At 55.2% G+C, this 13,740-nt stretch carries 17 protein-coding genes; 5 read left to right on the plus strand and 12 right to left on the minus strand.

What is annotated here, in order from left to right:
* Positions 1 to 89 precede the first annotated feature (89 nt).
* Genes CKX93_RS05245 through CKX93_RS05275 form a run of 7 tightly spaced genes read right to left on the minus strand, consistent with a single transcriptional unit; the run spans position 90 to position 6,020 of the window.
* Entirely contained in the window at positions 90 to 827 is a 738-nt protein-coding gene (locus CKX93_RS05245) for an energy transducer TonB (RefSeq protein WP_076755629.1), read from the minus strand.
* The gene (locus tag CKX93_RS05250) at positions 824 to 1,339 is read right to left on the minus strand and encodes a Gx transporter family protein (RefSeq protein WP_076755630.1); all 516 of its coding nucleotides are present in this window, start codon (positions 1,337 to 1,339) and stop codon (positions 824 to 826) included. The genes CKX93_RS05245 and CKX93_RS05250 overlap by 4 nt, the downstream gene beginning before the upstream one ends.
* Positions 1,339 to 1,698 carry a NusG domain II-containing protein gene (locus CKX93_RS05255; RefSeq protein WP_076755946.1) on the minus strand — a complete coding sequence of 120 codons (360 nt, stop codon included), beginning with the start codon at positions 1,696 to 1,698 and terminating at the stop codon, positions 1,339 to 1,341. Before CKX93_RS05255 ends, CKX93_RS05250 begins: the two co-directional genes overlap by 1 nt.
* Positions 1,698 to 2,735 (minus strand): FAD:protein FMN transferase, encoded by a 1,038-nt coding sequence (locus CKX93_RS05260; RefSeq protein WP_076755631.1) that lies wholly within the window; start codon positions 2,733 to 2,735, stop codon positions 1,698 to 1,700. Before CKX93_RS05260 ends, CKX93_RS05255 begins: the two co-directional genes overlap by 1 nt.
* On the minus strand, positions 2,732 to 3,697 hold the full coding sequence (gene gshB, locus CKX93_RS05265) for a glutathione synthase (protein ID WP_076755632.1): 966 nt from the start codon (positions 3,695 to 3,697) through the stop codon (positions 2,732 to 2,734). Before gshB ends, CKX93_RS05260 begins: the two co-directional genes overlap by 4 nt.
* A gap of 53 nt (positions 3,698 to 3,750) precedes the next feature.
* The gene (locus tag CKX93_RS05270; RefSeq protein WP_076755633.1) at positions 3,751 to 4,497 is read right to left on the minus strand and encodes a 16S rRNA (uracil(1498)-N(3))-methyltransferase; all 747 of its coding nucleotides are present in this window, start codon (positions 4,495 to 4,497) and stop codon (positions 3,751 to 3,753) included.
* 2 nt (positions 4,498 to 4,499) lie between these two features.
* Positions 4,500 to 6,020 carry a YifB family Mg chelatase-like AAA ATPase gene (locus CKX93_RS05275; RefSeq protein ID WP_076755634.1) on the minus strand — a complete coding sequence of 507 codons (1,521 nt, stop codon included), beginning with the start codon at positions 6,018 to 6,020 and terminating at the stop codon, positions 4,500 to 4,502.
* Positions 6,021 to 6,143: 123 nt separating this feature from the next.
* Between CKX93_RS05275 and CKX93_RS05280 the strand changes: the two genes are divergently transcribed.
* On the plus strand, positions 6,144 to 7,787 hold the full coding sequence (locus CKX93_RS05280; RefSeq protein ID WP_234982816.1) for a tetrathionate reductase family octaheme c-type cytochrome: 1,644 nt from the start codon (positions 6,144 to 6,146) through the stop codon (positions 7,785 to 7,787).
* A complete protein-coding gene (locus CKX93_RS05285; RefSeq protein ID WP_076755636.1) occupies positions 7,784 to 8,374 on the plus strand; it encodes a cytochrome b/b6 domain-containing protein in 591 nt (196 codons plus the stop codon). The genes CKX93_RS05280 and CKX93_RS05285 overlap by 4 nt, the downstream gene beginning before the upstream one ends.
* 8 nt (positions 8,375 to 8,382) lie before the next feature.
* On the opposite strand, the gene CKX93_RS05290 is transcribed toward CKX93_RS05285, so the two are convergent.
* A complete protein-coding gene (locus CKX93_RS05290; RefSeq protein WP_076755637.1) occupies positions 8,383 to 8,844 on the minus strand; it encodes a hypothetical protein in 462 nt (153 codons plus the stop codon).
* Positions 8,844 to 9,101 (minus strand): accessory factor UbiK family protein, encoded by a 258-nt coding sequence (locus tag CKX93_RS05295; RefSeq protein WP_076755638.1) that lies wholly within the window; start codon positions 9,099 to 9,101, stop codon positions 8,844 to 8,846. Before CKX93_RS05295 ends, CKX93_RS05290 begins: the two co-directional genes overlap by 1 nt.
* Before the next feature lie 287 nt (positions 9,102 to 9,388).
* Here CKX93_RS05295 and CKX93_RS05300 point away from each other — a divergent pair, with 287 nt between their 5' ends.
* The 3 genes from CKX93_RS05300 to CKX93_RS05310 all read left to right on the plus strand — a co-directional run bounded on the left by CKX93_RS05300 (position 9,389) and on the right by CKX93_RS05310 (position 11,774).
* The gene (locus tag CKX93_RS05300) at positions 9,389 to 10,066 is read left to right on the plus strand and encodes a TorF family putative porin (protein WP_076755639.1); all 678 of its coding nucleotides are present in this window, start codon (positions 9,389 to 9,391) and stop codon (positions 10,064 to 10,066) included.
* A gap of 76 nt (positions 10,067 to 10,142) precedes the next feature.
* The gene (gene glnK / locus CKX93_RS05305) at positions 10,143 to 10,481 is read left to right on the plus strand and encodes a P-II family nitrogen regulator (RefSeq protein WP_076755640.1); all 339 of its coding nucleotides are present in this window, start codon (positions 10,143 to 10,145) and stop codon (positions 10,479 to 10,481) included.
* A gap of 39 nt (positions 10,482 to 10,520) precedes the next feature.
* Positions 10,521 to 11,774 (plus strand): ammonium transporter, encoded by a 1,254-nt coding sequence (locus CKX93_RS05310; protein ID WP_076755641.1) that lies wholly within the window; start codon positions 10,521 to 10,523, stop codon positions 11,772 to 11,774.
* 67 nt (positions 11,775 to 11,841) lie between these two features.
* Here CKX93_RS05310 and ispH read toward each other — a convergent pair whose 3' ends face one another.
* From ispH to lspA, 3 genes are read right to left on the minus strand one after another with little or no spacing between them, the layout of a single operon-like run.
* Positions 11,842 to 12,777 carry a 4-hydroxy-3-methylbut-2-enyl diphosphate reductase gene (gene ispH / locus CKX93_RS05315; RefSeq protein WP_076755642.1) on the minus strand — a complete coding sequence of 312 codons (936 nt, stop codon included), beginning with the start codon at positions 12,775 to 12,777 and terminating at the stop codon, positions 11,842 to 11,844.
* 44 nt (positions 12,778 to 12,821) lie between these two features.
* Complete coding sequence (locus CKX93_RS05320; RefSeq protein WP_076755643.1) at positions 12,822 to 13,262, minus strand: FKBP-type peptidyl-prolyl cis-trans isomerase; 441 nt, start codon at positions 13,260 to 13,262, stop codon at positions 12,822 to 12,824.
* The gene (lspA, locus tag CKX93_RS05325) at positions 13,262 to 13,732 is read right to left on the minus strand and encodes a signal peptidase II (RefSeq protein WP_076755644.1); all 471 of its coding nucleotides are present in this window, start codon (positions 13,730 to 13,732) and stop codon (positions 13,262 to 13,264) included. The genes CKX93_RS05320 and lspA overlap by 1 nt, the downstream gene beginning before the upstream one ends.
* Between the last annotated feature and the right edge of the window lie 8 nt (positions 13,733 to 13,740).

Raw genomic sequence — 13,740 nt, forward strand, 5'->3', positions numbered from 1 at the left:
GCATTGATAACGACGTCGATGTGGGTGGAAACTGGCATGTGCTAAGTTTACACCTAAGCCCGCATAACGAGCAGCCCCATCTGTGAGATTCACCGCCCAGGCGTCAAGCGTTCACCCCGAAATGCCCAAGTGCGTGTAATCATCAATTGATCATATTGGCGCCGCATTTCGGGCGGAAACGGCGCAAAAGGTGAGGCCAAGGCGACAATATGCTTGGCGGCCTCGTCTAAGACGGCATGGCCGGAGCTCTGTCCGAGCTGAATGCTGATGACGCGGCCATCTTGGTCTAAAAGCACGCTCAGCAGCAGTTGACCGCTGAGACCCTCTCGTCTAGCGGCGCCCGGATAATTGCTGTTGCCGACCTGTTCGACTTTGCGCACCCAGGCCTCGATATAGGCCGCTTCAATCGCCGATTTGGCGCTCAGCGCATCGAGGTAGTGTATGCGCGGCTGGGTGCCGGCTTGTGTCGAGCCATCGGCACGTGCGCCCCTCGCCAAATCAAGGCTGCTACTAAGTAATTGATTCAAAGAGGGCTCGCTTGGGGCTGACTCAGCGCGACTGGGTTCACTCACTGGCGCCGCCGCTTCGGGCGCGGGCAAGGGCTGAGCTATTTGCGCTTGCTCGGCAATGGCTTGCGCCTCTTCGGGTTCGACCTCGCTGGGGCTGCTGACCAAAATCACATCCAAAATCTGCGTTGGGATCAGGGGTTTGATCTGCGTGCTGGGTGATCCCAAGCCAAAAATCATTAGCGCATGCAGTGCCAGTGCCGCCAGCAATGCGCAAAGAAAGCGCTGATCAACGGGGTTTTGTGAGACTGCTGGCGTCATGTTTGATGCGTGCCAATGGTCAGGCGGCGATGAATCATGGCGGCAATGGTACCGCTCAAGACACCAAAGATCATGGCAAAAGTGAGCAACACCGGGAGTAGCTTAAACAGGGCAGGGTGGGGGATGAACAGCCACCAGGCAAGCAGAAACTGACCCAGCATATGGCTTAACGCAGCAACAATACTCAGGCCAATGGCGGTCAGTCCCAACCGCAGCCGCCATGCCAAACCCAACATTGCCAGGCTAAGCCCGGCCCCAGCAGCGCTGAGTAGAAAGGTCGGGCTTAAGAAGCTGCCGATCACAAGACTGCCCGCCAAAATCCGCAGTGCCGTCACCCAGGCCGCGGTGTGCCAGCCAAATTGCAGCAAAACCAAAACGGTGATGACATTGGCCAAGCCCGGCTTGATGCCCGGAATCGGGCTGGGTAGCGCGGTTTCCAGAACATGAATCGCGATCGCCAGTGCTGCCAGCACCGCTATTCGATGGTCCTCTGCCGTGGTTGCGATACGCATCAATAATTCAGGCTGTCGAATCGCTCCGCCTGTCCCAATACTTCAATAATAAGACGATTGGGCAGGCTGACCGCGACATCGCCCGCCTCGCGCAGCCAGCCCGCGCCTTCACAAATACCTCGGGGCCCTGGTGAGGATGCGCAGCGCGCGGCACCGTCACGAATCTCTACGTGAGTGATACCCGCTGGGCCCGCCACTTCCAGCACTTGGTCACTGGACAGGGACAGCCGCATCAGTTCGCTATCGCCTTGCACAATACGCAGCTCAGAACCTGGCGCGGCGGGGGCCCAAAAACTGGCGTAGCTGAAGGCCACCAAGCCAGCGGCCATGATCAATACCAAAGCGTCAGCGCGGCTCATCATGGGCGATACACCCGAACCGCCGCTGGTTGGCGTTCCAGCACCAGTCGATTTTGCATGGGTTCAGTGACATGCAGGACATCCTCATCATCCAATAGCATCACATAGTGCATACCCATTTGTTGGGCGATATCCAGCCAGCGTTCAGGACCAGCAACGAATAAGGCGGTCACCGCGGCATCGGCCTGCGCGGCGTTTTCGTGAATCACCGTCACCGAGCGGGTGCCGCGCGCTGGGTAACCCGTGCGTGGATCCAAAATATGATGAAAGCGTTGACCCTCGAACTCAAAATAGCGCTCATAATCCCCCGAGGTGAAGATCGCTTCGTTGTCCCGGGTGTCTATTCCTGCCAACACGCCATTATTGGGGTCGCGTATGCCGATGCGCCAAGGCCGCTTGCCCGGCCGGCCCATGGCCTTTAGGTCGCCGCCGGCATTAATGATGGCATTTTCAATACCCTGTTTTCTGAGTAAGTCGCTCAGTTGGTCTAGGGCATAGCCCTTGGCATAAGCCCCCAGATCCAGTTGCAGGGCTGGATTAGTGCTTTTGATAAAACCCGCATCAATGATCAGATCTTGCATGCTGGGATGGGCATCCAGCAGGGCGGTAATTTCTTCGTCTGAAGGGGATGGGCCAAGAGGCTCGTCCGAATGAAAACCCCACAAGGCAAAGAGTTGCCCCAGGCCTGGATGAAACAGCCCATCACTGGCCTCTGACAGGCGCCGCGCATCCTCCAGTAGTGGCAGTAATTGGGGATGGATCAAAAGCTCATGACCCAATGCCAATAGCTCATTGGTTTGGGTGAGCAGGCTGGGCTGCCAGGCGTGCCAAGCTTGGTGCATTTCCTCCAGTTCCTCGCGAATAAGCTGTGCCGCCTCGGCAGCGGCCCGGGCATCCGAGGAATAAATGCTCAGCTCGATGACCGTACCAAAGGCGATAAAACGATCGCGGTGGATGTCAGGGCGGTCACATGCCGTCAGCAAGGCCGTGATGCCGATTACGCCCAAAAATAGGCACAGGCGAACCCCTGCCTTCATGATGTCTCGGCTCGTTTGGTATCAAGACAATCCATCAGCTGCCCGGCGATATCCAATCCATAAATCGCGTCCAGCTCGCGAATGCAGGTAGGGCTGGTGACATTGATTTCCGTGAGATAGTCACCAATCACGTCGATGCCCACAAACAGCAAGCCTTTATCGCGCAGTACGGGCCCAATCTGCTCGCAAATGGCGCGATCTCGGTCTGAGAGCGCCACGCCTTCACCGCGTCCGCCCGCGGCGAGATTGGCGCGGGTTTCGCCCACCGCCGGGATGCGCGCCAAGGCAAAAGGCACGGGCTCGCCATTGATCAGCAGGATACGCTTGTCCCCCTGCCGATACTCCGGCAAAAATCGCTGCGCCATCACGGTTCGTTGCCCGAACTGAGTCATGGTTTCTAAGATAACGCTTAGATTGGGATCCTCTGGCCTTAAGCGAAAAATCGAAGCTCCGCCCATGCCATCCAGAGGTTTCACAATGATGTCCTGTTCTCTGGCCAAAAAATCCCGAATTCTTTGCGGGTCGCGGGTCACCAAGGTCGCAGGACAACAGTCAGGGAACCAGGCGGTAAATAGTTTTTCATTGGCATCACGCAGTGCCGCCGGATGATTGACCACCAAAGTACCTGCCTGCATCGCCAGTTCAAGCAGGTAAGTGGTGTAGATGTATTCCATGTCAAAAGGCGGATCCTTGCGCATCAGCACGATATCCATGCTGGCTAGGGTAGAGGTCTGCACCTCACCCAGCTCAAACCACACGCTGGGGTCATCCTGAACCCGAACCACGCGGGTTTGGCATTGCACCTGCCCGCCCTCCAGCCAGATATCGGACTGTTCCAGATAGTGAACTTCCCAGCCGCGCGCTTGCGCCGCCAGCAACATGGCAAATGTCGAATCTTTCTTGATGTTGATCTGCGCGATGGGATCCATGATCACACCGAGGCGAAGTGGGGTCTTATTCATGCCTGCAAGATAAACCAAAAACCGCTCAAAATCCCGCTAGAGCGCACATGCGCTTAACGCATATCTCCGCAGCGTGATTGTAGGATTGCTAAAGCTGCCAATCCTGCGGTTTCGGTGCGCAAAATACGCGGACCTAAGGTTAGACCCCGAAAGCCGGCCGTTTGTGCTTGCGCGATTTCTCGAGGATCCAAGCCGCCCTCAGGGCCAATCAATAAATGCGCACCCGATACAGGGCAATCCGCCACAGACAAGCTTTGTGAGGCGCCAGGGTCTAAGTAAAAGCAGCCCCATTCCGCAGCCGATGTTTCCCCCATTTGATTGATCCAATTGCTCAATGCCAAGACGGGGTGCAATAGAGGCAAGTCATTGCGGCCACATTGTTCGCAGGCGCTAATGACAACGCCCTGCCAATGCTGCAGGCGTTTGGCCAAACGTTTGGCATCATCTGGCCCGACGCTGCGTTGGGCGATCACCGGCTGAATCTCAGCAACGCCCAGTTCAGTGGCCTTTTGCAGAATAAAGTCCATGCGCTCGCCCTTGGCCAGTCCTTGAGCCAATTGGATGCGCCATTTTGGGCGAGTGTCTCGGTTCACAAAAGTATCGATAACGGCCCGAGATTCCCGCCGCTGCACGTCTATCAGCCGCGCCTCATGCTCGCCACCTTGTCCATTAAATAAAACCAGCGGTGTGCCTACGCGCAGCCTCAGTACTTGCACCAGATGGCGATGCGCGCGTTCATCCAGGATCAGCTCTTGCCCGCAGTGCAGTGGCTGATCGACATAACAGCGGTTGAGTCTCATCCCTACAGCATATCGGATTGTCGCCAGCGATCCATGGCCCGGTAAGACAAGGCTTCTGATAAATGAGTCATGGTGATGTTCACGGATGCTTGCATGTCGGCAATGGTGCGGGCCACGCGAATAATCCGATGACGGCTGCGTGTGGATAGGCGAAAGCGTTGCATCGCTTGCTCTAAAAGCGCCTGGGCAGGCGCATCAAGTGCGGCAAACTCCGCTAACTGATGGCCCAATAGCTGCGCATTAAGGCATTGCTGACGGTTGATTTGTCTATCCTGACAGGCGCTAACGCGGGCGCGAATGGCCGCAGAATCCTCGGCTTTTGCGTCTGGACTAGTGTTCAGGCCGCTGGGGCGGGGCACTTCGATGCACAAATCCATGCGATCCAAAAAGGGTGCCGAGAGCCGGTTGCGGTGTCTGCGGCGTTGCTCCGCGGTGCACTCACATCGCTCCCCCAGATCGCAATCAAATCCCTGAGGGCAGGGGTTCATCGCCGCCACCAGTTGAAATTGTGCTGGGAATGTCGCCTGTTGGGCGGCGCGTGAGACATTCACTTCGCCGCTTTCCAATGGCTCGCGCATTACATCCAAAACGCCCTTTCTAAATTCCGTCAATTCATCCAAAAACAGCACCCCATTGTGGGCCAGCGAGATTTCACCGGGTCTAGGGCGCGCTCCGCCGCCAATCAGTGCAATGCCTGAAGCCGTGTGATGCGGTGCCCGGAAGGGCCTCGCCTGCCAGTGCTGCAAATCAATGCCCTGATAGCTGATGGCGTGGATGGCTGCGGTCTCCAGTGCTTGATTTGTGGTCATCGGCGGTAAAATCCCCGGCAGTCGTGTGGCCAGCATGGTTTTGCCGGTCCCGGGCGGTCCGATCATCAAGAGATGATGGTGGCCACTGGCAGTCACCTCAACGGCCCGGCGCGCCAAGCCCTGTCCCTGTACATCCGCCATATCGGGGTAGGAAGGGCTTTGCGTTTGAATATCGGATGTGCCTGTATGCAGCTCAAGCGGGGGATTGTCGCGGAAATGGTCACAAATGGCGCTAAGGTGATTGGCCGCTATCACTTCTACCCCATCCACTAGCAGGGCCTCAGCCGCATCGTGTTCAGCAACAAACAAACGATGCTTTTGCGTTTTTGCGGCCAGCGCCGCGGTCAATACGCCGCCCACACCGCGAAGCTCGCCGGTGAGTCCCAATTCACCGATGAACTCAGCCTGATCCAGCGCATTTGCGGGTATTTGCCAAGAGGCGATCAAAATGCCGATGGCTATGCCTAAATCAAAGCGGCCTCCCTCTTTGGGCAGATCAGCAGGAGCCAAATTCACGGTGATGCGCCGCGCTGGGAACTTATAGCCGCTGGTGATAATGGCGGCGCGCACGCGTTCACGACTTTCTTTGACCGCGGTTTCTGGCAGGCCAACGATGCCAAAGCGCGGCAGGCCATTGGCTAGATGAACCTCAATGGTGACTTCGGGCGCCTTCAGGCCCAGTAAGGCCCGGCTGGTGATAATGGCTGGATTCATGGTGTGTGATGACTAATGGTTAAACGAGTTGTGACCTATATCATTGGGGGCTAACGTTCCTATGGAGAGGTGTCGGTGAACCTCGCTAAGGTGTAGGTAAGCCCCAAACCTCGGGAGTCCATCGTGTTTAGTAAGGCACTCGTGCCGCTTATTGCTCTGAGCCTCATGCTGGCAGTTGCCGGTATGCCTGCTTTGGCGCAAACGCCATCGCAAGAATCCCTAGATGCTAATCCGCAAACCCGTTTAGATGTGACCGCTGATCACCGGAAATTCCAACGTTTGTCGCGTGAGTTTGCCTCGGGCCCAGAAGTCACTGAGGCCTGTATTCATTGTCATACTGAAGCGGCGCGCCAAGTGCACAACAGCATCCATTGGACCTGGGAATATGATCAACCCGAGACCGGCCAGCGACTGGGTAAGCGCTTTGTGCTGAATAATTTCTGTCTGGGGATTGCCGGCAGTGAACAGCGCTGCGCCAGTTGTCATGTGGGTTATGGCTTTGACGGTCCAGACTTTGATTTCACTGCGGAGAACCGCGTGGACTGCTTGGTCTGTCATGACAATACCGGGACTTACAGCAAATTCCCTACGGCAGCAGGTCATCCCTTATATGAAGACACGATGTTTCGCGGCCGCATGGTTGAGGCGCCCGATCTGAATCACATCGCCCGCCATGTCGGTAAAACCACTCGCACCACCTGTGGCAGCTGTCATTTCGAAGGTGGCGGCGGTGATGCCGTCAAACACGGGGATTTGGACAGCAGCCTGATTGACCCACCGTTCTTTGTTGACGTGCATATGTCGCCGGAGGGCTTGGATTTCAGTTGCTCCACCTGTCATGAGTTCAGTGGGCATGTGCAAGAAGGCAGCCGCTATCACAAGAAAACCCATTCGGGTGAGGTCACGGTGCCCGGTCGCGTGAATGAACGCCCCGGCTGTCAGTCATGTCATGGCGCCGAGCCGCACAGTGCCGGTATCCATGACAAGCTCAATCAGCACAGCCAGTTTATTGCCTGCCAGACTTGTCATATTCCAGAGATGGCACGCGGCGGCTTGGCCACCAAGACGCTGTGGGATTGGTCTACCGCAGGAGAGCTTGATGCCGAGGGTCGCCCCGTGGTGCGTCGCGATGGCAATAACTATGTGACCTATGACGGCATGAAAGGTGATTTTGCTTGGGCGGAGAATTATCCACCGATCTACCGCTGGTTCGATGGCAACATGAGCTACACGCTACTCGAAGATCCGATTGATCCCAGCCAGGTCGTTGATATCAATACCCCACAGGGCGAGCCTTGGGGGCCCGGAGCTTTGATTTGGCCGTTCAAACTGGTGGATGGACGCCAGCCCTATGATGTGGTTCATCAGCGCTTATTGGTGCCGCATCTGTTTGGCCAAGATGAGTATGCTTACTGGCGCAATTATGACTGGGACCGGGCCTTGGAGTCCGGCATGCGCCAGGCCAATCTCTCCGGACAGACCAGTGCTGAATACAGCGGCCAATATGGTTTTGTGAATACGCAGATGTTTTGGAGCGTGAACCACATGGTGGCGCCCGCCGACGAAGCCTTGAGTTGCGCCTCATGTCATACCACCGGTGGTCGTCTTGAGGGCTTGCCTGGTGTGTATATCCCGGGGCGTGATCGACACTCTGTGATCGAGCTGGTGGGTTGGGTGGCTGTGCTTGCCACGCTACTGTCGGTGCTTGCGCACGGGGGCTTGCGGGTGTTTTTGGCGCGCCGCCGTCGGTCGGGAGATGAAGCATGAGTGGTGAAATTCTTTTTTCCCGCTTTGAGCGTTTTTGGCATTGGACCCAGGCGATCCTGATTTTTGGCTTGCTGTTCACCGGCCTAGAACTGCACGGAACTCATAGCAGCCTGGGCTATGAGACCGCTTACTCCGCCCATATCGTCATGGCGCTGAGCCTGATTGCTCTATGGGCTTTTGCCATCTTCTGGCACATCACTACCGGGGAGTGGCGTCAGTATGTCCCCACCCATAAGGGCATGATCCCGGTGATGCTGTATTACGCTTATGGAATTTTTTCTGGGGAAGCCAAGCCTTACACCCAGACACCATCAGCCAAACACAACCCCCTACAGCGGGTGGCATATTTCAGTTTTAAGGTGTTTATTGCTCCGGCCTTATGGATCTCCGGTGTATTGCTCTTGTTGTATGGCAGCTGGCGCTATAGCCCCTTGGGGGAGATCTTGCCCTTGGCAACGGTGGCCTATGTGCATGTCACAGCCAGCTTCGCGCTGATGATTTTCATCATCGGCCATATCTACATGGCAGGGACCACGGGTACCCCTTGGTATGCGTATTTGCGCAGTATGATCACCGGCCGCAAATAGCCGCGCGCTTAGCCACTGATTGCGTCCCACATGCACAGTGGTTCATTGTCTGAGATCGCCAAGCCATGCGTTACCGAGATGGCGTTAGCCCCGCCTGAATAATCCAAAGCGGCATGGTGGCGGGAGCTTAACTCCGCCAAAAACCAGGCGATCTCAGAGGGATGCACAACATAGCCATCACGATTGAGGTGACGCAAAAGAATCATGTTTTCCTCAACGCGAGCCAGCAGCGGTAAGGGCAGCCCGATGGGCAGGATATGCGTTTGAACCAGCCACTCCACCGGTGTTGGCTTGGCGGCTGGTAGCGGACGGGCATCAATACGAAAGTGGCCGCCACCCCCGGCTTGGCGCAGCAGTTGTTTCATCCAGTTGCTCGGAAAGCCCTCATGAATAATGAGGGTGCGCCCGCCATAGCGCTGTAAAAACCGCTCTAACTGAGCCTCTGGGCCCGGCCGAAACAGCCCAAACATTACTTCCCGCCGTTGAGCATGGCCTTTTCCAAAGCGGTGACGCGTTCTTCCATGGCCGCTAAGCGCTCACGTGTGCGCTCCAAGAGCGCGACCTGCACGTCAAACTCTTCGCGCGTGACCAGGTCCATGCGCTGAAAAGTGCCAGACAGACTGGCCTTAACGTTCTTCTCAATATCTTTCTGCGCGTTGCGCACCGATTCGGGCAGCATTTCGGTGAACTTGCGGGTCATCTCATCCAAGGTCTTGTTGTCGATCATGGTTGCTATTCCTCACCAAAGCCAAGGGCATCAGCCCAAAGTGTAGCAGTGCCGCCCGGCGCTTGCGCAAGCTGCGTGTCGAAGATGACAGAAAATATGCACCGAATGAGTGCACCTTTTCGGTGCCTTTGAACCACATTGAAGCACATGATCACTGCTGTGCTGCAGCAAACATTTCAAACTATTGTTTTTATTGAAAAATAAAACTTGGCACGGCAAATGCATATTGCATTGCGGCAGTTTCATTTTCACCACAACGATTCGCATACCGCGAGGAGAATATTAAAATGAGCAATACCTTTAGCAAGAAAATCCTAAGCTCTGCCGTTGCTGGCGCACTGTTAGTCGGTGCCGGTGGCATCAGCACCGCCAAAGCCGATTTGGAATTCAATGTCGGCGTTTTCAGTGACTACATCCTTTGGGGTACGACTGCATCCAACAACAATGCAGTAGTCCAAGGTGGAGTAGATTACGCTGATGACTCCGGTATTTATGTTGGGACTTGGATCTCCACGCTGGATGCCGACGATGGACAGGAAGTTGACCTTTATGCTGGTTATGAATTCTCAGCGGGCGACTTGGACTTTGACCTCGGCTTAGTTTACTACTACTACACTGCTGATAGTGATGCAAACTACGCGGACATCTATGCCAGCGTTGGGTTCGGGCCAGTTTATGCAGGTGTTAATTACGCTGCATATGCCAAAGACAGTGATTACGAGGGTTCCATCGTCTACACGATTGGAGGTGGCTTCGAGGTCATGCCAACCATTTCTCTCGATGGTGAAGTGGGATACACCAAACAAAAGGCCATCCTTGATACCGGCGAGGATTTTAGTTGGACCTTCTGGAGCCTGAGTCTGACCAAGAGCACCGACATGGGTGATATCTCGGTGACCTACGCGCAGACAAATGAGAGTGATATTGACGAGCTGTTTGTTGTTGGTTACAGCCTGAGCTTCTAATCCGAACTAAGAGGCACACCCATCTAATGGGGGAGCGGCCCCTTCGGGGGCCGCAACCTTCTGAGGAGCAAAAACTATGAAATTGGTTACCGCAATCATCAAGCCGTTTAAGCTCGACGACGTGCGCGAAGCCTTGTCCGAGATCGGTGTGCAAGGCATCACCGTGACCGAGGTAAAGGGTTTCGGCCGTCAAAAGGGCCATACGGAACTTTATCGTGGCGCTGAATACGTCGTGGATTTCCTGCCCAAGGTGAAATTGGAAGTCGCTGTCGATGACACGCTCGTTGAGCAAGTCATTGAAGTCATCAGCAAGGCTGCCAACACCGGCAAGATTGGCGATGGCAAGATCTTCGTCTTTCCGCTGGAGCAGGCCATTCGCATCCGTACCGGGGAAACCGGTTCCGACGCACTGTAATCAAACCCAACAGCTGACTATGTTGGCGGAGGAAACACTGTGGATACACAAGTAATAGAAGTTGCATATGCGTTGGACACGTTTTATTTCCTCGTGTCTGGCGCACTGGTCATGTGGATGGCCGCTGGATTTACCATGCTCGAGGCCGGTTTGGTTCGGACCAAAAGCACAGTAGAAATTTTGACGAAAAACATCGCGCTGTATTCGACGGCATGCATCATGTACATGCTGATTGGGTACAACATCATGTATGGCGACGGAATCAGCTCGTTTATTCCAAGCTTCATGCCGATTCTGAGTGGCGCCGATAACACCGCCGCAGAAGTCATTGCCAGTGATGGAGATATCTACTACTCCAACCTGTCTGACTTCTTCTTCCAGGTGGTGTTCGTGGCAACCGCCATGTCGATCGTCTCGGGTGCTGTTGCCGAGCGTATGAAGCTCTGGGCTTTCCTCGCATTCTGCGTGGTTCTCACCGGCTTCATCTATCCTTTCCAGGGATACTGGAGCTGGGGTGAAGGCTGGTTGGATGACTTCGGTTATCTCGACTATGCCGGTTCGGGTATCGTGCACATGACCGGTGCGGTGGCTGCTTTGGCAGGTGTCATCCTGCTGGGCGCTCGTAAAGGCAAGTATGGTCCTGATGGTCAGATCAACGCCATCCCAGGTGCGAACATGCCTTTGGCAACGCTTGGTGTGCTGATCCTGTGGTTGGGTTGGTTCGGTTTCAACGGCGGTTCTGAGCTGAAAGTCTCTGACGTTGAATCTGCCAATGCTGTGGCTCGTGTGTTCACCAACACCAACCTGGCTGCCGCTGGTGGTGTGATCGCCGCGATCATTGCTTCACGCCTGATCTTTGGCAAAGCTGATTTGACCATGGGCCTGAACGGTGCGATCGCTGGCCTGGTGTCGATCACCGCTGAACCGCTGATGCCGCATCCCTTCTTGGCGATGATCATCGGTATGGTCGGTGGCGTGCTCGTGGTGCTGTCAATCCTGGCCCTCGACAAGATGCGTCTGGACGATCCGGCTGGTGCCATCTCCGCTCACGGTACCGCAGGTATCTGGGGTGTGTTGGCGGTGCTGCTGTCCAATCCCGACGCGACCTTTGCCGGTCAGATCGTGGGTCTGGTCGCTATCTTCGCCTTCGTCTTCGTCCTTAGCTTCATCTTCTGGGGCCTGCTCAAAGCCACGATCGGTATTCGTGTCAGCGAGGAAGACGAGTACAACGGTGTGGATATCGCCGAATGTGGTCTCGAGGCTTATCCGGAATTCACTTCCGGTCGCAAGTAAGCCTAAGCACGATCTTCAAGGAAGAAACGCAGGCGCCCTCGGGCGCCTGCTTTTTTATGTGCGGCGGTTAAGCGCGTAATTCGCGGGGGAGTTGGAAAATGACCTGTTCCTTGCGGCCCTGGTTTTCGATACAGGCCTCAACACCGCGTTCTTTGAGATAGCTAATGACCTGTTGCACCAAGAGTTCGGGGGCAGAGGCGCCTGCGGTCAGGCCAATGTGCTGCCGGTCTTTAAGCCAAGCCTCATCAATGTCTTCCGGACCATCAATAAGATAGGCTTCAACACCCATCTTCTCGGCAATTTCTCTCAAGCGATTGGAGTTAGAACTATTGGGCGAACCCACCACTAACATTAAATCGCATTCCGTGGCCAGCGATTTCACCGCATCTTGGCGGTTCTGAGTGGCGTAACAAATATCGTCGCGACGTTGACCCATGATACTGGGGAAGCGCTTGCGCAGCGCATCAACAATATTTTGGGTGTCATCCATCGACAGCGTCGTCTGGGTCACAAACGCCAGCTTTTCTGGGTTTTTCACCTGTAGTTTTTCGGCTTGTTCGACATCTTCGACGAGATACATTTCGCCACCTTTGCTGCGATCGTACTGGCCTAGGGTTCCGTCCACCTCGGGATGGCCGGCATGGCCAATGAGAATCACCTCTTCACCACGACTAGCATGTCTCGAAACTTCCATATGGACTTTGGTGACCAGTGGGCAGGTAGCATCGAAAACTCTCAGACCGCGCTCATCGGCTTCTTCGCGTATGCGCTTGGCTACCCCATGAGCGCTGAAGATCACCGTGGCCCCATCGGGCACTTCACTGAGTTCTTCGACGAAAATGGCACCCTTGTCACGCAGTTCATTGACCACATAGCGGTTATGTACGACTTCATGGCGCACATAAATGGGCTTACCAAACATCTCTAAAGCGCGTTCAACAATCTCGATTGCACGGTCAACGCCAGCGCAAAAGCCACGCGGATTGGCCAGAAGGATATTCATACATCAATCGCCTGTAATAAGTGCCACAGACCAAGCATAGTACATCATTCGCCCGGTGCCTTGACTTCGAGGATTTCGACGTCCACCACAATGGTGTGCCCCGCGAGCGGGTGATTGAAATCCACGCGCACTTGATCAGCCTCCAATGCTTGGATCACTCCCGGGATTTGGGTGCCGGTAGGTGTATCAAAACCGATCAGCATGCCTAGTTCTAATTCCATATCTTTGGGAAAATCTCCGCGCGGCATCGTCTGGATGGCGCTGCTGCTAGGCAGGCCAAAGGCTTTTTCCGGCGGCAAGGTGGTTTGCTGGCGCATGCCCACATCTAAACCAGCGATCAGGCCCTCCAAACACTCGTGAAATTCTCCCGAACCAACAACAAACTCAACCGCTTGGCTTTGCGGTTGCCGGGTATCGTCCACCACGCGCCCATCTTCTAAAGTGATGGTGTAATGCATGCGAACGCGACTGCCTGGGGTAATCATCAAGAATTCCTGTGTTTTCCCTGCCCGGGAAGTAGGTGGGCAAAGATGAGTAAGAGGGCACCAACGGTGATGGCACTATCGGCCAGATTAAATACCGGCCAGTGATAGCCGGCATAGTGCAAATCGATGAAGTCGATCACATGACCATGCCATAGGCGATCAATCACATTGCCAATAGCACCGCCCAGAATTAGCGAGAGTGAGAAAGCAGTCAGGCGCTCGCCTTCAATGCGCCGCAGCCACATAATTAAAATCGCACTGATGATCAGAGCCAAAACGGTGAAAAACCAGCGCTGCCAACCCCCAGCCTGACTTAAGAAGCTGAAGGCCGCACCTGGGTTGTAGGCTAAGGTGAAGTTAAAAAAAGGCAGCACCGGGACAGGTGCATAAAGCACCAGAAGGCGCTCAGCAAAAAACTTGCTGAGCTGGTCCAAAATCACCACCAAGGCAGACAGCCATAGCCAATGCATAAAGATTC

Source organism: Ectothiorhodosinus mongolicus, assembly GCF_022406875.1.
GTDB lineage: Bacteria > Pseudomonadota > Gammaproteobacteria > Ectothiorhodospirales > Ectothiorhodospiraceae > Ectothiorhodospira > Ectothiorhodospira mongolica.